Source organism: Tabrizicola flagellatus, assembly GCF_008271465.1.
Taxonomy (GTDB): domain Bacteria; phylum Pseudomonadota; class Alphaproteobacteria; order Rhodobacterales; family Rhodobacteraceae; genus Tabrizicola; species Tabrizicola flagellata.
This window is the reverse complement of record NZ_VMDU01000003.1, coordinates 40,796-61,502: the sequence shown is the minus strand read 5'-3', so window position 1 is coordinate 61,502 and position 20,707 is coordinate 40,796. Positions and strand designations below refer to the sequence as shown.

At 67.9% G+C, this 20,707-nt stretch carries 20 protein-coding genes; 11 read left to right on the top strand and 9 right to left on the bottom strand.

The features are described from left to right. Positions 1-54: 54 nt before the first annotated feature. Positions 55-1,245 carry an aspartate aminotransferase family protein gene (locus tag FL625_RS06160; RefSeq protein WP_149587773.1) on the bottom strand — a complete coding sequence of 397 codons (1,191 nt, stop codon included), beginning with the start codon at positions 1,243-1,245 and terminating at the stop codon, positions 55-57. Between the two features lie 347 nt (positions 1,246-1,592). On the opposite strand from FL625_RS06160, the gene FL625_RS06155 reads away from it, so the two are divergent. Further along, entirely contained in the window at positions 1,593-2,528 is a 936-nt protein-coding gene (locus FL625_RS06155) for a Hint domain-containing protein (protein WP_160147738.1), read from the top strand. Here the strand turns inward: FL625_RS06155 and FL625_RS06150 are convergent. Continuing rightward, complete coding sequence (locus FL625_RS06150) at positions 2,525-3,664, bottom strand: serine hydrolase domain-containing protein (RefSeq protein WP_149587771.1); 1,140 nt, start codon at positions 3,662-3,664, stop codon at positions 2,525-2,527. The genes FL625_RS06155 and FL625_RS06150 overlap by 4 nt on opposite strands. A 221-nt stretch (positions 3,665-3,885) precedes the next feature. On the opposite strand from FL625_RS06150, the gene FL625_RS06145 reads away from it, so the two are divergent. The 4 genes from FL625_RS06145 to FL625_RS06130 all read left to right on the top strand — a co-directional run bounded on the left by FL625_RS06145 (position 3,886) and on the right by FL625_RS06130 (position 6,207). Further along, positions 3,886-4,500, top strand: a complete 615-nt coding sequence (locus tag FL625_RS06145) for a GcrA family cell cycle regulator (protein ID WP_149587770.1) — start codon at positions 3,886-3,888, stop codon at positions 4,498-4,500. A gap of 81 nt (positions 4,501-4,581) precedes the next feature. Beyond that, positions 4,582-5,154, top strand: coding sequence for a DUF1285 domain-containing protein (locus FL625_RS06140; protein ID WP_149587769.1), 573 nt, complete (start codon positions 4,582-4,584; stop codon positions 5,152-5,154). Positions 5,155-5,160: 6 nt separating this feature from the next. Beyond that, the gene (locus FL625_RS06135; RefSeq protein WP_149587768.1) at positions 5,161-5,940 is read left to right on the top strand and encodes a hydroxypyruvate isomerase family protein; all 780 of its coding nucleotides are present in this window, start codon (positions 5,161-5,163) and stop codon (positions 5,938-5,940) included. 81 nt (positions 5,941-6,021) lie between these two features. Next, complete coding sequence (locus FL625_RS06130; protein WP_149587767.1) at positions 6,022-6,207, top strand: zinc-finger domain-containing protein; 186 nt, start codon at positions 6,022-6,024, stop codon at positions 6,205-6,207. Positions 6,208-6,224: 17 nt separating this feature from the next. On the opposite strand, the gene FL625_RS06125 is transcribed toward FL625_RS06130, so the two are convergent. After that, positions 6,225-6,686 (bottom strand): GNAT family N-acetyltransferase, encoded by a 462-nt coding sequence (locus FL625_RS06125; RefSeq protein WP_149587766.1) that lies wholly within the window; start codon positions 6,684-6,686, stop codon positions 6,225-6,227. Between the two features lie 277 nt (positions 6,687-6,963). Here FL625_RS06125 and polA point away from each other — a divergent pair, with 277 nt between their 5' ends. Beyond that, positions 6,964-9,798, top strand: a complete 2,835-nt coding sequence (gene polA, locus FL625_RS06120; protein WP_149587765.1) for a DNA polymerase I — start codon at positions 6,964-6,966, stop codon at positions 9,796-9,798. Between the two features lie 187 nt (positions 9,799-9,985). On the opposite strand, the gene FL625_RS06115 is transcribed toward polA, so the two are convergent. The 3 genes from FL625_RS06115 to FL625_RS06105 form a co-directional block, all read right to left on the bottom strand. Beyond that, complete coding sequence (locus tag FL625_RS06115) at positions 9,986-10,444, bottom strand: DUF1203 domain-containing protein (RefSeq protein ID WP_149587764.1); 459 nt, start codon at positions 10,442-10,444, stop codon at positions 9,986-9,988. A 67-nt stretch (positions 10,445-10,511) separates the two neighbouring features. Next, positions 10,512-10,883, bottom strand: a complete 372-nt coding sequence (locus FL625_RS06110; RefSeq protein ID WP_149587763.1) for an HIT domain-containing protein — start codon at positions 10,881-10,883, stop codon at positions 10,512-10,514. A 5-nt stretch (positions 10,884-10,888) separates the two neighbouring features. After that, positions 10,889-12,466 (bottom strand): DUF5928 domain-containing protein, encoded by a 1,578-nt coding sequence (locus tag FL625_RS06105; RefSeq protein WP_149587762.1) that lies wholly within the window; start codon positions 12,464-12,466, stop codon positions 10,889-10,891. 145 nt (positions 12,467-12,611) lie between these two features. On the opposite strand from FL625_RS06105, the gene FL625_RS06100 reads away from it, so the two are divergent. Both FL625_RS06100 and FL625_RS06095 read left to right on the top strand, forming a co-directional pair. Further along, positions 12,612-13,430, top strand: a complete 819-nt coding sequence (locus FL625_RS06100) for a sulfotransferase family protein (RefSeq protein WP_149587761.1) — start codon at positions 12,612-12,614, stop codon at positions 13,428-13,430. An 82-nt stretch (positions 13,431-13,512) separates the two neighbouring features. After that, entirely contained in the window at positions 13,513-13,905 is a 393-nt protein-coding gene (locus FL625_RS06095) for a GFA family protein (RefSeq protein WP_149587760.1), read from the top strand. A gap of 50 nt (positions 13,906-13,955) precedes the next feature. Here FL625_RS06095 and FL625_RS06090 read toward each other — a convergent pair whose 3' ends face one another. Continuing rightward, on the bottom strand, positions 13,956-15,188 hold the full coding sequence (locus FL625_RS06090) for a urate hydroxylase PuuD (protein WP_149587759.1): 1,233 nt from the start codon (positions 15,186-15,188) through the stop codon (positions 13,956-13,958). Between the two features lie 95 nt (positions 15,189-15,283). Between FL625_RS06090 and FL625_RS06085 the strand changes: the two genes are divergently transcribed. Beyond that, on the top strand, positions 15,284-16,198 hold the full coding sequence (locus FL625_RS06085; protein ID WP_149587758.1) for a LysR family transcriptional regulator: 915 nt from the start codon (positions 15,284-15,286) through the stop codon (positions 16,196-16,198). Between the two features lie 72 nt (positions 16,199-16,270). Here FL625_RS06085 and FL625_RS06080 read toward each other — a convergent pair whose 3' ends face one another. Beyond that, entirely contained in the window at positions 16,271-17,773 is a 1,503-nt protein-coding gene (locus FL625_RS06080) for a DUF2125 domain-containing protein (protein ID WP_149587757.1), read from the bottom strand. 103 nt (positions 17,774-17,876) lie between these two features. After that, positions 17,877-18,230 carry a hydroxyisourate hydrolase gene (uraH, locus tag FL625_RS06075; protein ID WP_149587756.1) on the bottom strand — a complete coding sequence of 118 codons (354 nt, stop codon included), beginning with the start codon at positions 18,228-18,230 and terminating at the stop codon, positions 17,877-17,879. Between the two features lie 142 nt (positions 18,231-18,372). Here uraH and puuE point away from each other — a divergent pair, with 142 nt between their 5' ends. Both puuE and FL625_RS06065 read left to right on the top strand, forming a co-directional pair. Further along, positions 18,373-19,788 (top strand): allantoinase PuuE, encoded by a 1,416-nt coding sequence (gene puuE, locus FL625_RS06070; RefSeq protein WP_149587755.1) that lies wholly within the window; start codon positions 18,373-18,375, stop codon positions 19,786-19,788. Next, the gene (locus tag FL625_RS06065) at positions 19,785-20,630 is read left to right on the top strand and encodes a bifunctional allantoicase/(S)-ureidoglycine aminohydrolase (protein WP_149587754.1); all 846 of its coding nucleotides are present in this window, start codon (positions 19,785-19,787) and stop codon (positions 20,628-20,630) included. Before puuE ends, FL625_RS06065 begins: the two co-directional genes overlap by 4 nt. Positions 20,631-20,707 lie beyond the last annotated feature (77 nt).

Here is a 20,707-nt window from a genome sequence, read left to right as displayed (position 1 = left end):
CGCCGGGGGTTTCACACCCCCGGACCCCCGTGGGATATTTGGGGACAGATGAAATCAGGCGGCCTTTTCCAGCGTCGTGGCAGCCTGGTCGAGGCGGGAGAGCGCCTCGGCAATGTCGGCGTCGGGGATGTTCAGCGCCGGCAGGAGGCGCAGCACGTTGTCGGCGGCAGCGACGGTCAGGATGCCGGCCTCGTAGCCGGCCTTGACCACCTCGGCAGGTGCGGGCTTGCACCTGAGGCCGAGCATCAGGCCCTCGCCGCGCACCGCCTCGAACACCTGCGGGTGGCGGGCGACGAGGCTTTCGAGCCCCTGGCGCAAAAGCGCGCCCTTGCGGGCGACCTCGGACAGGAAGGCGGGGTCGGAGACGATCTCGACCACCTTCGCCCCCACCGCGCAGCCCAATGGGTTGCCGCCGTAGGTGGACCCATGCGTGCCGGCCGTCATGCCGGAGGCTGCCCGTTCCTTGGCCAGCACCGCCCCCAGCGGGAAGCCGCCGCCGATGCCCTTGGCAACCATCATGATGTCGGGGGTCACCCCCGCCCATTCATGCGCGAAGAGCCGGCCGGTGCGGCCCATGCCGCATTGCACCTCGTCGAAGATGAGGAGCGTGCCGGTGGCATCGCAGAGGTCGCGCAGGCCCTTCAGGCATTGGTCGGGGACAACCCGGATGCCGCCCTCGCCCTGGATCGGCTCGATCATGACGGCGCAGGTCTTTTCCGTGATCGCGGCGCGGATCGCGTCGTGGTCGGCGTCATTTGCGGGCCATTTCAGATGCACGAAACCCGGCATCAGCGGCCCGAAGCCCTTGACCATCTTCTCGGACCCCGCCGCGGCGATGGCGCCGGTGGAGCGGCCGTGGAAGGCGCCCTCGAAGGCCACGATCTCCACTCTTTCGGGGTGGCCGGCGTCGTGATGGAACTTGCGCGCCATCTTGATCGCCAGTTCCGCCGTCTCGGTGCCCGAATTGGTGAAGAACACGGTGTCGGCGAAGGTGCGTTCGGTGAGCAGCCGGGCCAGCCGCTCCTGTTCGGGGATCGTGTAGACGTTCGAGACGTGCCAGAGCTTCTGCGCCTGCCCGGTCAGCGTCTCGATCAGAGCGGGATGGGCGTGGCCGAGCGCGTTCACCGCGATGCCCGAGCCGAGGTCAAGGTATCGCCGTCCATCCTCGGCGATCAGCCAGCTGCCCTCGCCCTTCACGAAGGCGAGCGGCGCGCGATTGTAGGTCGGCAGGACGGCAGGGATCATGGGACGGTCCTCATCTGGAAGCCAATGGGTGCCCGAGGGCGAAGGCCGAGTCAACTTGGGGAAGGGCAGGCGCGCGCGGGGGTAGGCGCGCCCCGGGGACGGCGGGACGAGCGTCAGACGCGGCGGCGTCGGCGCGAGGCGGCGATATGGCGAGGTCCTGCGGTCATGCCGGCGGCATAGCGGGAACAGGCGTGTGCGTAAAGCGGTTTTCTGTGCGCGGCCTGCCGCCGGTTTCCTGCGACGGTTTTTCGCTGGAAATGACCTGTAAAGGCTGGCAAGGCACACTGCGGCGGAACCGGGGCCGGTGGCTCCGCGGAACGGCAAGGCGCCAAGGGTTCGGGACAGGCATGAATGCGGGGCAGATCACCGTCGGCGTCTTTGCGCTGGACCGGATCCTGTTGCCCGGCGGCGGACGGGCAAGGGGTTGGCCGCAAAGGCTGGCCGAGGGCGGCGCGGCCCTGGCCGAGGGGGCGGAGGCCGTCGATCTGGCGCTGGCGGAGGGGCACGAAGGTCCGGTCCTGGCGCGGCCGGCGCGGCTTGGCCGGACCGACTGGGCTTCTGGCACGCGGGTGCAGATCGATCCCGTTGCCGGACGGGCCGGGCTGTTCCTCGTGCGCTTTGGCGGCAAGCCGGTGGCAGTGGCATCGCCCTTGCCCCTGCTGCCCGGCGCACATCTGCCGGAGGGCGTGCCCACGACCGGGCAGGCGTCGGCCGGGTTTGCCGCCGGGACGTTGATCGACACGCCGGACGGGCCGCGCGCGGCGGGTTCGCTGGTGGCGGGCGAGGTGGTGACGACGCTGTCCAACGGCTCACGCCCCCTGCGCTGGGTCGGGCGGCGGTGGGTCTCGGCGATCGAGATGCTGGCGCATCCGGGTCTGCGGCCGGTGGTGATCGCCCCCGGCGCGCTGGGCAATGCGCGCGATCTGGTCGTCGCGCCGGCGCAGCGGCTGCTGATCGACGACTGGCGGGCCGAGGTCTATTTCGGCGAGGATCGGGTGCTGGTCCCGGCCTGCGCCCTGGTCGATCCGCCCGCGGCGCGGTCCGGGCTGCCGGGAGAGGGCGTGGATTATGTGATGCTGCTCTGCGACCGGCACGAGATCCTCCTGGCCGAAGGCGCGCTGAGCGAAAGCTTTCACCCCGGAGAGGAGGGGCTTGCGGCGCTGGAACCGGAGGCGCGGGCGGCGCTGGCAGAGGTGGTGCCCGAGGCAGAGCTTGCCCGCCGCCGCGCGGCCTGTCCCATCCTGCGGGGGGCCGAGGCGCGGGCCCTGCGGTTGCAGGGTTAGGCGCCCGCGCAGATCGCGGACAGCATCGCGATGACCGGCGGATACCAGTCCGGGTCGTAGCCATGCGCATCCTGCAGGACCGACAGGTAGCAGGCCACGCGGCCCGTCGCGGGGTTGGCCACCAGATACTGTCCGCCATAGCCGCCATGGCCGATCCAGGTGCCGTCGGTGTTGGTATGGCTGGAATAGCGCAGATGGCCACGCGGGGCGGGCATCGGCACGCCGCCCCGAAGCGTCCGGTCGAGGAAGTCCGCCGAGCCGAAGGGCGCACCGTCCACCCCCCTGCCCCGCCGCGCGAAGAGCGCGCCATAGCGGCATAGGTCGCGCGCCGTCAGGCAGATGCCGCCGGAAAAGATCGGCGTGCCCGCGCGGTCGGTGCCCATGTGCAGCACACCCTCCACCCCCGCGGCATCGGCCATGTCTGCCAGCCAGGCCCGCAGGGGCCGGCCGCCCCGCGCCTCGGCCGCCAGCATCAGGACATCGGTGTTGGCGCTCTTGTAAAGGCTCGTCCCGCTGCGGTTCACCGTATCCGGCGCGCCCGGTGCCAGGCCGATCCCGGCCAGGAGATCGGCCATCGCGGGCTCGGGCCCCTCGGGCAGGCGCATGCCCATGGCCACCTCGTGCTGGAACACGGTGGTGTGGGGGTCGGTGTAATCCTCGTTGAAGGCGTTGTGGACGTTCATGTCCAGCGCCTGCTGCACGGTCGCGTCGCGGTAGCCGGCACCAAGCCAGGGCAGGATCGCGCCCAGGGGTTCGTCCGGCGCGATCCGCCCCTCCTCCCACAGCCGCCCCAGGATCAGGTTCGCCGCCATCTTGGAAATCGACATGATCGCATGCGGCCGGTCGGGGCCGAAATCCGGGGCATAGGCCTCGTAGAGCAGCCGGTTGCCCTCGGTCACCGCCAGGGCCGAGAACCAGGGGCTCGAGGTCAGGCGCCGCACATCCTCGCGCGCGGGGATGGAAAGGTCGGCCGACAGGCGAAGGTCGAGGACCGAGGCGGCACGGAAGCCCAGCGTGTAGCGGGCGATCCGGTGCAGGCCGTGGAACCCCTGCCGCCGGTGCGGCGCGGTGTTCCAGCGCGGGTGCGGGTCGGGGCCGACCGAAAGGTCGGGATTGGGACAGGTGCGCAGCTGCATGGGATATCTCCTGATTGGCCCAAGCCTAGGCCCTGCCCTGCCCCCGACAAGTCAGGAGGACCGGCATCGACGCAGCACGGGTCCTGCATTATGGTGGCGGGCCAAGGTCACGGCCGGATGACGCCTGCGGGGCCTCACCGCGGGGTCCTTTCGCCCCGCCCTTGCGGCCCCTGCCCCGGGGCGGATAGAATGGCGCGGCAATCAGACAGGCGGAGAACAGGATGTCCTGGACGGACGAGCGGGTCGAGACGCTGAAGCGCATGTGGAACGAGGGCCAGTCGGCCAGCCAGATCGCCAAGGAACTGGGCGGTGTCACGCGCAACGCGGTGATCGGCAAGGTGCATCGCCTGGGCCTGTCGAACCGGGTGGGCGGCAAGGAGGACGAGGAGGCCGCCCCGGCGCCGGCCCCGGCGGCCGCGCAGGCTGCGCGCCCCGATCCCGCCCCGCGCCCGGACCCCGCCCCTCGGACCGATACGCCGCGCCCGGCCGCCCCCACGGCCACCACGGCCGCTCCGGCGGCAGCCCCGGCGTCGAACGTCACCCCCCTGCCGGTGCGCAAGGCCATCATCCCCGCCGGCCAGCCACTGCCGCCGCAACCCAGTCAGAACGAGATCAGCCCCGAGGCGCTGGCCTCGGTGCGCGAGGTGGAAAAGCGCGCGCGCAAGCTGTCGCTGATGGAACTGACCGAGCGCACCTGCAAATGGCCGATCGGCGACCCGGCGACCGAGGATTTCTGGTTCTGCGGCCTGCCCTCGCTGCCCGGCAAGCCCTATTGCGAGGCGCATGTCGGCGTGGCCTTCCAGCCGATGAGCGCCCGGCGCGACCGCCGCCGCTAGGCGTCGTCTTCCGGGGCCGGGGGAACCCGGCCCTTCCGCTGACGGTTGCACCCCATGCCGAAGCCGCCCGAGTGCCCGCCTATGCCGACACCCAGCGCCGATGCCCTGGCCGCCGCCGCCAAGGCCGCCAACGCCAAGGGCCCGCCCCCGGTGCATCTGTGGAACCCGCCCTTCTGCGGCGACATCGACATGCGCATCGCCCGCGACGGGACCTGGTTCTACCTCGGCACCCCCATCGGCCGGGCGCCCCTGGTCAAGCTCTTTTCCTCGATCCTGAAGCGCGAGGGCGACCGCTACTACCTCGTCACCCCGGTCGAGAAGGTCGGGATCACCGTCGATGACGCCCCCCTCCTGGCGCAGGACTTCGAGGTCAGGGGCACGGGCCGCGACCAGGTGCTGACCTTCACCACGAAGACCGAGGATGTCGCGGTGCTGGGTCCCGACCATCCCTTGCGGGTCGAGCGCGACCCGAACACGGGCGAGCCCTCGCCCTATATCCTGATCCGCAGCGATCTCTGGGCGCTGATCGACCGGAAATCCTTCTACCGGCTGGTCGATCTGGGTTGCCATGAGACGCACGACGGGCATAAGTGGTTCGGAATCTGGTCCTCGGGGCAGTTCTTCCCGGTCATCCCTTCGTCGGAATTGCCCTGAACCGAAATGCCCCGTTTCGCCGCCAACCTGACCTATCTCTTCACCGAAGTCCCGATGCTCGACCGCCCCGACTGGGCGGCGCGCTGCGGCTTCGACGGGGTCGAGGTGCTGTTCCCCTACGACCAGCCGATGGCCGAATGGGAACGCGCGCTGGCGGGCATGCCGGTGGCACTGATCAACACCCCGCCGGGAGACTGGGCCTCCGGCGACCGGGGCTTTGCCGCCGTGCCGGGGATGGAGCTGCGCTTTCGCGACAGCTTCCTGCGCGCGGCCGACTATGCCACCCGGCTGAAGGCGGCGCGGCTGCATGTGATGGCGGGCGTGGCCAAGGGGCCGCAGGCCGAGCAGACCTATGTCGAGAACCTGACCTGGGCGCTGGAGCAGGCGCCCGACCTGCACCTCACGCTGGAACCCCTGAACCCCGACGACATGCCGGGCTATTTCCTGAACGACTACGACGATGCCGCCCGCATCATCGACGACCTCGGCAGTCCGCGGGTGGGCCTGCAGTTCGACATCTGGCACGCCGCGCGCCTGCACGGCGATGCCGGCCTCGTCTGGCAGGACCACCGCCACCGGATCAGCCACATCCAGATCGCGGGCTTCCCCGGCCGCAACGAACCGGGGGGCGGCGGCTTCTCGCTGCCCGACCTCTGCGATGCGGTGGATGCGGACGGCGGCACCCGCTGGATCTCGGCCGAGTACCGCCCCGCGAAGGGCACCGCGCAAGGGCTTGGCTGGCTGACCGCGCTGAAATCGCGCGGCGCGCTTATGATCGGGGGATAGGCGGCAAAGCCGCCCGCGCCCCCTTGTGCCGCCCGCCCCTCGCCCGCTAAAAGGCGCCGAGCCAGCACGAGGATCCCGCCAATGCCGACCCCAGCGCCCGAGACCCAAGTTGTCACCACCTGGAAAGTGGCCTGCGACGGCGGCGAGGGCGCGCTGGGCCACCCTCGCGTCTGGCTGACGATCCCGCGCGATACCGGCTGGGTCGAATGTGGCTATTGCGACAAGCGGTATGTCATCGACCGCGAGCACGCCCACGACGATCACTAGGCGTCGACCACTGACCGTCACGCGGCCGCAAAGCGCGGCTCGGGGTCGGCCAGGTCCAGCCCCAGCGCCCGCCAGGCCAGCGCCGAGCCGTCGGTCTCGGGCCGCGAGCTGACCGTGACCCCGGCGCAGCCCGCCTCGGCCGCCGCCTGACGCGCCGCCGCCAGAAGCGCCCGGCCGATCCCGCACCCGCGATCCGGCGCCTGGACATACAGCTGCTCGACCACGCCCCAGTCGGCCCCGGCCACCATGTTGCGCCCGATCATCAGAAGCACAAAGCCCACCGGATGCCGCTGCGGGCTGTCGTCGCGCTGCGCGACCAGAAGCCGGGCGGCGCGGCCTTCCAACGCGATCCGCGCCAGAACCGGCGGGGTGATCGCCGCACGCTGGCCCGTCCGGGCGGCAAGCGCGATCAGCATGCGGTGGACCTCGGGCAGATCATCGGCCCGGGCGGGTCGTAGGGTCAGGGGAGGCGTCGTCATCTTCGGTTTCCTTCGCTGGGGGCCCGGCGAGGGGAACCTGTGCAACCTTCCGGCCTGACCCTCGCGGGGCGGCTGTCAGGGGGTTGCTTCGGTGGTGAAACGCTGCCCGGCCGCCTATGTGGCGTCGGTCCAATAAAACGACTGGCAGGGCGTCAGGGTCAGCATGCGGCGACGATGACCCGCCGCCGGCGCGCCGTCAAGCCCCATCCGCCGCCAAAGCGGGTGGCCCTTCGCCCCGCCTTCTGCCAATAATCCCCCGACCACAGGGAGAGCCCGCATGCGTTTCGGCAAAGGCCACCACCTTCACCTCATCGACGGCTCGGCCTACATCTTCCGCGCCTATCACGCGCTGCCGCCGCTGACGCGGAAATCCGACGGCCTGCCGGTCGGCGCGGTGGCGGGCTTCTGCAACATCCTGTGGAACGAGCTTTCGCGCGCCACCTCGAACGGCAAGGCGGCGACGCACCTTGCCGTGGTCTTCGACCATTCGGCCGAGACCTTCCGCAACGCGATCTACCCGGACTACAAGGCCAACCGGCCCGAATTGCCCGAGGACCTGCGCCCGCAGTTCCCGCTGACCCGCGAGGCGACCCGCGCCTTCAACGTCGCCTGCCTCGAAACCGAAGGCTACGAGGCCGACGACATCATCGCCACGCTGGCGAAACGGGCGGTCGAGGCGGGGGGCAGCTGCACCATTATCTCTTCGGACAAGGACCTGATGCAGCTGATCCGCCCCGGCGTGGACATGTTCGACCCGATGAAATCCCGCACCATCGGTCCCGAAGAGGTGATGGAAAAGTTCGGCGTGCCCCCGGAAAGGGTGATCGACGTGCAGTCGCTGGCCGGCGACAGCGTGGACAACGTCCCCGGTGCCCCGGGCATCGGCCTCAAGACGGCCGCGCTCCTCATCAACGAATACGGCGACCTCGACACGCTGCTGGCCCGGGCCTCCGAGATCAAGCAGCCCAAACGCCGCGAGGCTCTGGTCGAGAATGCCGACAGGATCCGCATCAGCCGCGAGCTGGTGACGCTGAAGGACGACACGCCGCTGGACGTCTCGCTGGACGATCTGGAAATCCGCCTGCCCGAGCCGGACAAGGTCATGGAGTTCCTGACGAAGATGGAATTCCGCACCCTCACGAAACGGGTGGCCGAGAAGCTGGGCATCGCGCCCCCTGCCCTGCCCGAGACCTCGCAGCTTCAGGTCGCCCCCCGCGAGGAGAAGCCGCAGGCGCACGACGAGCAGCCCCCCTTCGACCTTTCGGCCTACGAATGTGTGCGAGACCGCGCCGCCCTGGACCGATGGATCGCCCGGATCGCCGACATCGGTCATGTCGCCATCGACACCGAGACCACCAGCCTCGACGAGATGCAGGCCGACCTCGTCGGCATCTCGCTTGCGGTCGAGCCCGGGAAGGCGGCTTACATCCCCGTCGGCCACACCACCGGCGGCGGCGATCTCTTCGGGGCCACCGCCCTTGCCCCCGGCCAACTGCCGAAGGCCGAGGTGCTTGCCGCCCTTAAGCCGCTCCTCGAGGACCCGGCGATCCTGAAGATCGGCCAGAACATGAAATACGACTGGAAGATCTTCGCGCGCCACGGCATCCGCATCGCCCCCTTGGACGACACGCTCCTGATGAGCTACGCGATGCACGCGGGCCTGCACAACCACGGCATGGACGAGCTGTCCGACCGTTACCTCGGCTACCAGCCGATCTCGATCAAGACCCTCCTCGGGTCGGGGAAAAGCCAGATCACCTTCGACCGCGTGGCCATCGAGGATGCTGTGAAATACGCGGCCGAAGACGCCGACGTGACTCTGCGCCTCTGGCAGGGCTTCAAGCCGCGCCTGCATCGCGCGAAGGTGACCACCGTCTATGAAACGCTCGAACGCCCACTCGTCCCCGTGCTGGCCGACATGGAAATGGCAGGCATCAAGGTGGACCGCGAGGTCCTGCGCGGCATGTCCAACGTCTTCGCGCAGAAACTCGTCCAGCTGGAAGAGGAAATCCAGGACATCGCAGGCGAGAAGTTCAACGTCGGATCGCCCAAGCAGCTGGGCGAGATCCTCTTCGACCGCCTCGGCCTGCCCGGCGGCGAAAAGGGCAAGACCGGCGCCTACGGCACCGGCGCCGACATCCTGGAAGACATCACCACGCTGGAAGACAGCCACCCGCAGGGGGCAAGGCTGGCCGCCCGCATCCTCGACTGGCGCCAGATCGCCAAGCTGAAATCGACCTACACCGACGCGTTGCAGACGGCGATCAACCCCGACACGGACCGGGTCCACACCTCCTATTCCATCGCCGGGGCGAACACCGGGCGGCTTGCCTCCACCGACCCGAACCTGCAGAACATCCCCGTCCGCACCGAGGAAGGCCGCCGCATCCGCGAGGCTTTCGTCGCCCCCGAAGGCCGGGTCCTGGTCAGCCTCGACTATTCCCAGATCGAACTGCGCATCCTCGCCCATATCGCCGACATCCCCGAACTCCGCCGCGCCTTCGAGGAGGGCATCGACATCCACGCCCTCACCGCGTCGGAGATGTTCAACGTGCCGCTCGACCAGATGACCCCCGACATCCGCCGCAAGGCCAAGGCGATCAACTTCGGGGTGATCTACGGCATCTCCGGCTTCGGCCTCGCCCGCAACCTCCGGATCCCGCGCGCCGAAGCGCAGGGCTTCATCGACCGCTATTTCGAGCGGTTCCCGGGGATCAAGGGCTACATGTCCGATACTGTAAAGTTCGCGCAGGAAAACGGCTTCGTGCAGACGCTTTTCGGTCGGAAAATTCATACTCCCGAAATCAACGCCAAGGGCCCCGGCGCCGGCTTCGCCAAACGCGCCGCGATCAACGCCCCCATTCAGGGCACCGCCGCAGACGTGATCCGCCGCGCGATGATCCGCATGCCGTCCGCGATCCGGGACATCGACGCGAAGATGCTCCTCCAGGTCCACGACGAGCTTCTGTTCGAGGTCGCCGAGTCCGACGCCGACCGCCTCACCGCCGCCGCGAAAGCGGTGATGGAAGGCGCCGCCCACCCCGCCGTGAGCCTGAAGGTCCACCTCGCCGTCGAGGCCGGTCGCGGTCGCACCTGGGCCGAGGCGCATTGAACCACGCCCGGGCCGCACAGCACGCAGACGCAAGGCCGCCCCGCGTCACTTCCCCTGCTGCTTGCCCTTTGCCCAAATACTCCGGGGAGCTCGAGGGGCAGCGCCCCTCGTCAGCCTCGGTCGCGCGCCTTGCGCGCGGCCGAGAGCACAGGCTTGCGGCGCCAGCCGCTCCGCCCGGACCCCGAGGTCAGGCGCGCTCGATCCGGCACTGGTAGCAATTGTTCCGGGCCGACCGGACATGCAGATAGGCCACCCGCGCGTCCGCCAGAAGCTCCGCCGCCCGCGCCGGGATCGCCGCGGTCGCAACCACGCCCCCGGTGCCATAGACGATCCGGTCGTCGTTCCCGTAGCCCCGCAGGATGTAGTCGGGCGCGGCCAGCATCTCCGGCAGCCCCGCCCCGCCCCCGGCCGCGCAGGGATCGGCGCACAGGAAGATCGGCCCCACCTCGGCATAGGGCTGCAGCGCCGGGAAGGGCCGGTAGGCGAGGACCAGCATCCCCGCCCCCTCCGGGATCATCCGCAGGCAATGCCGGCAGGGATTGCCGTCCCCCTCCGACCGTTTCCGTTCCGGCACCTGGCCATTGGCATCCGCACCGCCAGCCTGAAACTGCCGCACCTGGTCGGTCGGGATCGCAAGAAATCGCATCGCATCCTCCGTGTCTGGCCGGAAGATGCCCCGCGACGCCCCGCCGGGCGACCCGGATCCTGCGGGATCAGACGCGCTCCAGCATCCGGCCCAGCGGCCGCCCGCCCAGGATATGCAGGTGGTAATGCGGCACCTCCTGGTGCCCGTTCGCCCCGGCATTGGCGATCGCGCGGAACCCTTCTTCGCCCGTGAGCCCCAGGATCGCGCAGACCTTGGCCACCGTGCGGTGGAAATCGACGATCTCGGCCTCGGTCGCCTCGGCCGAGAAATGGTCGAGGCTGACATAGGCCCCCTTCGGGATCACCAGCACATGCACCGGCGCCTGGGGATGGATGTCGTGAAAGACCAGCGTGTGCGGCGTCTCCATCACCGTCTTGTTCGGGATCTCGCCGCGCAGGATGCGGGCGAAGATGTTGGTCGGGTCATAGGTCCAGCTCATGTCGGTCAATCCACGAATAGATAATCGGTCGCGGCAATCTCGCGCGCGGTCTCGGCCGGGATCTCGAGGAAGTCGGCCAGCACCGCGGCATTCTCGGCCACCCCGGCAGTCTGACGCAACCGGCTGTGACCCGCCAGATCCAGATCGCGCAGCCTTTCGCTTTCGAACTTCACGTCGTAGCGGATGGTCGGCAGCAACTGGTCCATCGCCGATACCGGCGTCTCGGGTCCGGCCAGCCCCACCCGGCGCGCATGGCCGACCAGGTAGTCGTCGCTGAACTGGCAGTCGATCTCCAGAAGCCGCATCTGCGCCCGGTCATGGGCGAAGTCCTCGATCAGCTCGATGCTGCCCGGATCGACGCAGAGCAGCAGCTGGTCGGTCTGCCAGTGCTCGAACAGCATCCTGACCAGCGCCCGGCGATGGCGCATGCGCTTTTCCAGCGTGGTCTCGATCCCGCCCAGGTCCGGCAGGGGCGTCGCCTGTTCGTTGAACAGGTAATGCACCGCCGGGATCCCCGTCAGCCCCTGCACCCGGTCGGCCAGCCGCTTGGCGACGTGCCATTTCTTGCAGGCCACCACCATCAGGGTGCGGTTGCGGCCGATGCTCGCCTCCACCTCCCAGAACCGCCGGGCGAAGCGCCGCCCCTCCCTCCCGCGCGAGGTGAGATAGGCGAACTGCCGCCGCCCCTCGTCCGAGATCGCGAACTGCCGTCCGGTCTCGGCATACAGAGCCCCAAGCCGGTCCTTCAGCGCCTTCGCCTCGGGACTGATCTTGCGGGCGAAGAGATAGCCCTGCGCCAGCAGCAGGTCGTGATGGTCGTCGTAGAAGGTCACCGGCATGCCGTAGTCGGTGAACATCAGGAACGTGAGCGTGCGCGAGCAGATCTCGCGGTCGGGCACGAGGTGGGCGACGAGGGTCTGGAAGAAGGTCTCGTCCGGGATCCAGGTGGTGGAGAAGAAGCGCGGGATGTCCGGGCGGCGCTTCAGGAAATCCAGCACCGCCTCGACCGTCCGGCGGCGCAGGCACCACCACTGGCTGCCGATACGCATCTGCAGGTCCTCGGGGATCTTTCGCGACAGGCCGAATTTCTGCTGCAGCTCCAGCGACTTGTAGAACCACCACTTGCGCTGGCGTTCGTTGAACCAGTGGCGGTAGATCAGCCGTTCCTCCTTGATCCCGGTCTTTATCCAGTCCGATCCGAAGAAATCGAAGCTTTCGATGTAGTCGGCATCCTCGCGTTCCAGGAAGGCATGCGCGAATTCCGCCGTCTTGATCGGCATGCAGTCGCCGGACAGCATGTAGAAATGCGTGGCCCCCGGAAAGTCGGTCAACGCGGCGCGCACGGCTTCCAGCGTGGCGGCCACCAGGCTCCATTCCCCCCAGCCGCAGCGGATGCGGCGGCGGGCGAAGGTGACCCGCGGGTTACCCGCAAGCGCGGTGCGGATGCGGGCATAGTCGGCCTGCGAGGACCGCGCGTCGAAATGGATCGAGACGCAATCCCCGACCTCGGTCAGCCGCAAGGTCTGGGCGATGACGCCGTCGGGGTCCTTGTGGCAGAGAAGGATGAAGGCGATCTGCGTCATGGGTCCTGGGAATGCCCGGCAAAGGCCGGCCCTGACTGGTTAGACTGCCCGGTGCTTCCTTGAAAAGCCCGAATATGTCTGCTTGATTGCCGCAATCGCGGTTTGTGATTGCGCGGGCAGGATTGGCTGAAGAAGGACGATTGGCATGGGTTTTCCCGGAACATGGATGACGGAAAGCGAAAGCGTCGTCTACCGGGTGGTGCCCAAATGCGCCTGCTCGACCATCGGGCAGATCATGTACTACTCGGACCACGGCCGGTTCTTCGACGGTGACATCCACGATTCCACCACCGGCCTGCACAAATGGGCGCAGGAGGCCAGCCAGCCGATCATCGAACGCACGGTGCGCGCGCGCAAGGTCTTTGCCTTCACCTGCGTGAGGAACCCCTACACGCGCATCCTGTCGTCCTTCTTCGACAAGATCTGCGGCATCCAGCGCAATGGACGGCGCTACCGCGGCAATCTCGTGCCGCTGCTGATCCAGAAATACGGGATCGAGGTGGGCGGCGAGGACGGCAAGCAGGACTTCGACCAGATCGCCAGCTTCCGCCGGTTCCTTCTTTTCGCGCGCGACACGATCCGCTGGAAGAAACCGATGGAGCCCGACATCCACTGGTCGGCCATGTCGGGGCACATCTCGACCTTCATCGTCAACGGCGGACGCTACAACCACATCTTCTTCACCGAGGCGTTCAACGCCGGGATGCAGGTGGTGCTGGACAACATCGAGACGCGGCACCCCGTGGACCTGGCGCAGATCCCCCGCTTCAACGAAAGCGAAGGCCACGGTCCGAAACGCGCCCATCCGGTCGAGGCCTATTTCGACGATCTCTCGATGCACCTGATGTGGGAGATCTACAAGCGCGACTTCCAGCTGTTCCGCTATGACTTCGAGAACCCGGCCAACAAGATGCCGAAGGGTCCGGTCGATCTGGACGAGGTGCACGCGAAACTGGGCGACTGAACCCTCCTCGTGCGCCTTCGGCTTCTCGTCGGCGGGGCACAGCGAGGAGCGACGAAGTCGAACGACGAGCGGGGGGGGAAAGATGGACCAGGTCACCGGCGGCTGCCTCTGCGGGGCCTTGCGCTTTGCCGCAAGGGGCCAGCCATGGCGCGTCGGCCTGTGCCATTGTATGGACTGCCGCAAGAGCCACGGCGCCCTGTTCCACGCCTCCGCGATCTACCCCGAAACCGCCGTGACCATCACCGGCGAGGCCCGTCACTACCGCGACCGCAGCTTCTGCCCGACCTGCGGCTCGCAGGTCTATGCCCATATCGGTGACGAGATCGGCATCAACCTCGGCAGCCTGGACGAACCGTCCCGGTTCCGCCCGACCTACGAGCTTTGGACCATCCGGCGCGAGGACTGGCTGCCCGGATTTCCGGGCCTGCGGCAGTATCCGAAGGACCGGGAAAGCACCGGGCGGTCCGAGGGCTGAGGCAAATTCCCTCGAAGGAACTTGCAAAACTCTTCGAAGAGTCTTGCCGCTCAGATCGGGTCCTGCGTCCCCGCCTTGCGGAACCACTCCACGATCGCCGCCCGTTCCTCGGGCTCCATGTAGCTCAGGTTGCCCGGCGGCATCGCGTGGGTGATGCCGGCCTGCAGGTAGATCCGCCGGGCCTCGTGCGCGATCTGGGACTCGGTCTCCAGCACGACCCCCTTCGGCGGCCAGTGAAGCCCTTCCCAGCCCGGCTCGGCCGCGTGGCACATGCTGCAACGGCCCTGCACGATCCCCACCACCTCCTCGAAGCCGGGGCTTGAGGCATAGACCAGCGCCGCGCCCTCCAGCTTCGCCTCGCCCTCGGCCGCGCGCATCGGCGCGGTGGACAGCCAGGCGATGACCAGGAACAGGATCGCCGTCACCCCCCAGGTCCAGTGCGGATTGCCCTTCCTTGCATGCCGGGTGTTGAACCAGTGCCGGATCGTCACCCCCATCAGGAAGACGAGGCTCGCGATGATCCAGTTGTATTCGGTGGCAAAGACCAGCGGGTAGTGGTTGGACAGCATCAGGAAGATGACCGGCAGGGTCAGATAGTTGTTGTGGGTGGACCGCTGCTTGGCGATCTTGCCGTATTTCGGGTCCGGCTTGCGGCCGGCCTTCAGGTCGGCCACCACCACGCGCTGATTGGGCATGATGATGAAGAAGACGTTCCCGGTCATGATGCTGGCGGTGAAGGCCCCCAAGTGCAGCATCGCCGCCCGGCCGCTGAAGACCTGGGTGTAGAACCAGGCCATGCCCACCAGCACCGCGAACAGCGCCAGCATCAACAGGTTCTGGTCGGCGTTGACGAAGACCTTGCACAAGGTGTTGTAGACCACCCAGCCGAAGGCCAGCGAGGCGATGGAGATGGCGACGGCCTGCCAGACCGACAGCTCCATCACCGTGGGATCGATCAGGAACAGCTCGGCCCCGAGGTAATAGACCAGAACCAGCATGGCGAAACCCGACAGCCAGGTCGCATAGCTTTCCCATTTGAACCAGACCAGGTGATCGGGCATCGCCGCGGGCGCCACCAGGTATTTCTGGATATGGTAGAACCCTCCGCCATGGACCTGCCACTCCTCGCCATCCGCGCCGCTTGCCAGGTTGCGGTCGCGGTGCAGGCCAAGGTCCAGCGCGATGAAATAGAAGCTCGACCCGATCCAGGCGATGGCCGTGATCACATGCAGCCAGCGGGCCGCGATCTCGACCCATTCCCACAGAACGACCCAGTCATACATCGCCCGTCCCTCCCGGTTTTGCGAGACGCTATACCTCGCGGGACCTTTCTGTTAATCCATCGAAAGCCCGGATCACTTTCAAGCGGGGACGAAGAATGTCCTACGTCAACAACATCCGCATGTTCGTCCGCGTCTATGAACTGGGCAGCATGTCGGCCGCTGCCCGCGATCAGCGCACCTCCCCCGCCGTCGCCTCGGCCCGGATATCGGAGCTGGAGAAGCACCTCGGCGTCCGCCTGTTCAGCCGCACCACGCGCAGCCTGCAACCGACCGAGAACGGCCGCATCTTCTATGACGGCGCGCGGCGGGTGCTGGAAGCGATCGACGATGCCGAAGCGGCGGTGATGGACGTGACGCAGAACCCGCGCGGCACCATCTTCGTCGCGGCACCGCTGGGGATCGGCCGGCGGCTGATCGCGCCCAGAGTGCCGGTCTTCAAGGATCTCTACCCCCAGATCGACGTGCGGCTGCGGCTGTCGGACCGGGGGGTGGACGTGGTGGCCGAAGGCATCGACGTGGCCTTTCACCTCGGGCTTCTGGAGGATTCCACGCTCAAGGTCCGCACCATCGCCGATTGTCCGCGCCTGCTGTGCGCTTCGCCCGCCTATGTCGCCCGCCGCGGGATGCCGGCCGATGGCGCGGCGCTGGTCGCCGACCGGCACGATTGCCTGAACCTGCGCTATCCCGGCGCGAAGGAATTCCAGTGGACCCTGCAAACCGCCGAAGGCCCGCGCCGGTTCGAGATCACCGGGCCATTCGAGTCGGATGACGGCGACGTGCTGACCGGCTGGGCGCTGGACGGGCGCGGGATCGTGCTGAAACCCGTGTTCGAGGTGGCCGAGCACCTGCGCGAGGGGCGCCTCGTCCCCGTCGCGACCGAGACCCCGCCGCTGCCGATCCAGCTGTCCGCGCTCAGCCAGCACCGAAGGCTCAAGGACCCCAAGGTGCAGCTCTTCACCGACTTCATGGCCGGGCAGATCCGCGACGACCTGCGCCGCGCCACAGGGTAGGGTGCGCTGCGAGCCGCACCAATGGAAAAGGGCGGGACCGAAGCCCCGCCCCCATGATCCGAAAGCCCCGCCTTACATCGGCAGCGGCTGGCCGTTCACCAGGATCTGCATCCCCTCCTTGGCCTCGATCTTCGAGGTCATCTCGTCGGGATTGGCGCCCGGCACCATGAACATGCCCATCATCATCCGCGCGCCCATCGCGTCCTCTTCGGTGATCAGGCCCGTCGCGATCAGCCCGTCGATCAGCGCGTTCGCCCCGGTGACCGAGACATTCGCCTCGCCCAGCGGCATCGGCATGCCCATCGAGTTGTCGAAGGTGAAGGCCCCGGTCGCCGCCAGCGCCGCCCCCGCCACCTTCAAGCCCAGTTCGGTGATGTTCAGGCTTTCCGGCTGCGGCACGACCGGAGGCCCGCCGGCCTCGTCCGCGGCGATCATCGCCGGCACGTCCATCTTGGCCTTGCCCGAGATGTCGATGGCGATATCCGCCGCGTCGCGCTTCAGCGCACCGTTGGGGTCGAACAGCGCCCAGGCTTCCTCGTTCAGGCTGAACTGGCTGAGCTTCAGCACCAGGCCATAGTCGCCCGCCGTCTCGTTCGCGATCACCGGCGAGGTCATCGCGAACTCCATCGGGCCCGAGACCACCTTGACCGGCACCGGCATCGCACCCGGAGCGGATTCGATGTCCAGACCGCTGGCCGAGGACTTGACCGAGAAGGTGTCCTTGTTGAACAGCGCCGACCCCTCGCCGCCGCCGGCCTTCATCGTCAGGTCCATCGGCATGTAGGGGCTTTCCTGCTTCATCGTCCCCGCCGATTCACCTTGCGTCATGGCAAGGCTGACGCTCAACCCCTCGTTCAGCGCGGTGCCGAAATCGGCCGGCGATTGCATCGCGGCAAGCGAGATGGTCGTGGGCAGCGCGAAGGTCAGCGACATGTCGATGTCCTGGGTGGTGCTGGTCGAGGTCTGCTTCAGCTCCAGCCCCGGATCGTCCGACTGGGTGGTGTAGGCCAGCTCGTCCGCCTTGATGGCCAATCCGAAGGTCCGGTTGGTGCCGGGCGTGTCGGAATAGGTGCCGGCCAGGTTGGTGAACCCGAAATCGCCCGAGGCGGTGACCTTCGGCGCCTCGCTGCCGTCGAAGGACATGCCCGGATAGGTGCTGTCGTAGGCCACGTCCAGCCTGGCCGCCGCATAGTCGTAGACGAGCCCCCCGTCTGCCTCGCGCGCGGTCAGGGTCAGCCCGTCATGGGTCACCTTGACCGAACCCTCGGTGTCGCCGGTCATCGTCATGCCGATATCGGCGCCGGGGGCGATGGTCACCGACCCGTCCGACTGTTCGGTCAGCACGATGTCCGAAATCGTCAGTCCGCTCATCCCCTCGGGCGCGATCGTCACGCCGTTCAGCGTCAGCACGCCGCCCGAGTTGTTCTCGGTTGCGGCGGAAACCGTCAGGCCGACCAGGGCGCCGGCGTCCTTCCACGATTGCCAGACCTGGTCCGCGGTCAGCGCAGCATGGGCAGTGCCGCCAAGCAGGGTGGCAATGACAGGGGCTGCTGCAAAACTTCTCATCCGAAACATGCGGTTCTCCTCAAGCCGAAAAAATCTGCCGCCAGATAATGCGGGACGGGATCAAACCGCAAGTGACGCTTTCACGACCTTTTCGGGGCAAGAGGTCCGCCGCCTAGGACCCGCGGTAGGTCGAATAGCCGAAGGGAGAGATCAGGAGCGGCACGTGGTAATGCTGCTCGGCGTCCGCCACGCCGAACCGGATCGGGATTTCATCAAGGAAAAGAACGCCTTCGCCCGCCTGCCCGCTGGCCCGCAGATAGTCGCCGGCGCAGAAGACCAGCTCGTAGACCCCCGCCTCCAGCGCCGCGCCCTCCAGCATCGGCCCGTCGGTGCGCCCGTCGGCATTGGTCACGACCTCCTTCACCTTCCGGTGGCCCTGCCCGGAAATCCGGTACAGCATGATCCTGACCCCGGCCGCCGGCCTGCCCTTTGCCGTGTCCAGCACATGCGTCGAAAGTCGCCCCATGATCGTTCTCCCTCGGTCACAGGCGCATCAAAGCACGAAACCCGCCCCGCTGCGACCCGGCGGTCCCGGCATATGACCTTTCGTGAAATCCTGAAAATATCTTCCGCCAATCGCGCTAGTCTCGCCGGAAAGGAGAGCATCCGTGAACCGCTACCCCCGAGATTTCCGTGGCCATGGCCCCAATCCCCCCGATGCCCGCTGGCCGGGCGGGGCGAAGATCGCCGTGTCCCTCGTGCTGAACTACGAAGAGGGCGGCGAGAACTGTCTGCTGCACGGCGACGCCCAGTCCGAGGCCTTCCTCTCCGACATCGCCGGCGCCCAGCCCTGGCCGGGCCAGCGGCACTGGAACATGGAGTCCATCTACGACTACGGCGCCCGCGCCGGCTTCTGGCGGCTGCACCGCCTGTTCACCGGCATGGACATCCCCGTCACCGTCTATGGCGTGACCTCTGCGCTGGCCCGCAACCCCGAACAGGTCGCCGCGATGAAGGCCGCGGGGTGGGAGATCGCCTCGCACGGTTTGAAATGGGTCGATCACCGCGACATGACCGAGGCCGAGGAAGCCGCCCAGATCGCCGAAAGCTTCCGTCTGCACGAGGAAGTGGTGGGCGCCCCCCCGCAGGGCTGGTACACCGGCCGATGCAGCATGAACACGGTGCGGCTGACCGCCGAAACCCGGCGGCTCGCCTGGATCTCCGACACCTACGACGACGACCTGCCCTACTGGCGCGAGTTCGGCGACCACGACCAGCTGGTGATCCCCTACACGCTGGAAGCCAACGACATGCGCTTTGCCACCGCGCCGGGCTACATCACGGGCGAGCAGTTCTTCCAGTATCTCAAGGACAGCTTCGACACCCTCTATGCCGAGGGCGAGGCCGGTGCGGCCAAGATGCTCTCGATCGGCCTGCACTGCCGCCTGATCGGCCGCCCCGGCAAGATCGCCGGGCTGAAGCGGTTCCTCGACTATGCGAAATCCCACACGGGCGTCTGGTTCCCGCGCCGGATCGACATTGCCGAGCATTGGCGAAAGACCCATCCCCACAAGCGGTTCGAGCGTCCAAGCCAGATGACTCGCGAGCGGTTCGTGGAACGCTTCGGTTCCATTTTCGAACATTCCCCCTGGATCGCCGACCGCGCCTTCGACCTGGAACTCGGTCCCGCGCATGACAGCGCGGCGGGGTTGCACAACGCGCTGGCCCGCATCTTCCGCTCGGCCTCTGCCGAGGAACGCCTTGGCGTCCTGCGCGCGCATCCCGACCTCGCCGGAAAGCTGGCGGCCGCGAAACGGCTCACGCCCGAAAGCACCGCCGAACAGGCCAGCGCCGCCCTCGACGCGCTCACCGACGATGAGCGAAGCCGCTTCCAGCGGCTGAACGAAGAGTATGTCGCAAAGCACGGCTTCCCCTTCATCATCGCCGTCCGCGACAACACCAAGGCCTCGATCCTCGCGGCCTTCGAAACCCGCATCCGGAACGACACGCCGACCGAATTCGCCACCGCCTGCGCCCAGGTGGAACGGATCGCCGAGCTTCGCCTGAAGGACCAGCTGCCATGACCGGCTCCTACTACGCCCCGACCGGGGGCCTGCCCCCCCAGACCGCGCTCATGACCCAGCGCGCCGTCTTCACCGAGGCCTATGCCTTCATCCCCCGCGGCTGCTTCTCCGACATCGTCACCAGCTGCCTGCCGGGCTGGACGAAGTCCCGCCTCTGGCTCATCGCGCGCCCCATGTCGGGGTTTGCCGAGACCTTCAGCCAGTATGTGATGGAGGTGGCCCCAGGCGGCGGCTCCGACGCGCCGGATCCGGAGGCGGGCGCCCAACACTGGCTGTTCTTCACCGGCGGCCTGGCCACGCTCACCATCGGCGACACCGGCTACGAGATGGAGCAAGGCTCCTACGCCTACGTCCCGCCCGGCACCCCCTGGACGCTTCTCGCCGAGGGGACGCGGCCGGCGACCTTCCACTGGCTGCGCAAGCTCTACGAACCCGCCCCCGGCATCCCCCTGCCCGAACCGATCGTCATCAACGAACGCGACGTGCCGATCCGCTGGATGCCCGACACGCAGGATCGCTGGGGCACCACCCGCTTCGTCGAACCCGACGACCTGCGCCACGACGCCCATGTCAACATCGTGACCTTCCAGCCCGGCGGGGTCATCCCCTTCGAGGAAACCCATGTCATGGAACACGGGCTCTATGTCCTCGAAGGCAAGGCGGTCTACAAGCTCAACCGCGACTGGGTCGAGGTCGAGGCCGGCGATTTCATGTGGCTGCGCGCCTACTGCCCGCAGGCCTGCTACGCCGCCGGACCGGGACGCTTCCGCTATCTGCTCTACAAGGACGTGAACCGCCACGCGAAACTGCGCGGCCCCGGCGCTTTCGGCCCCGCGCGATGACCGCGGCTCGTCGATGCCTGCGGCACTCCTCGCAGCGGCGCGCCCCCGCGACGAGAAGGCGAAGCCGCACGAGGAGC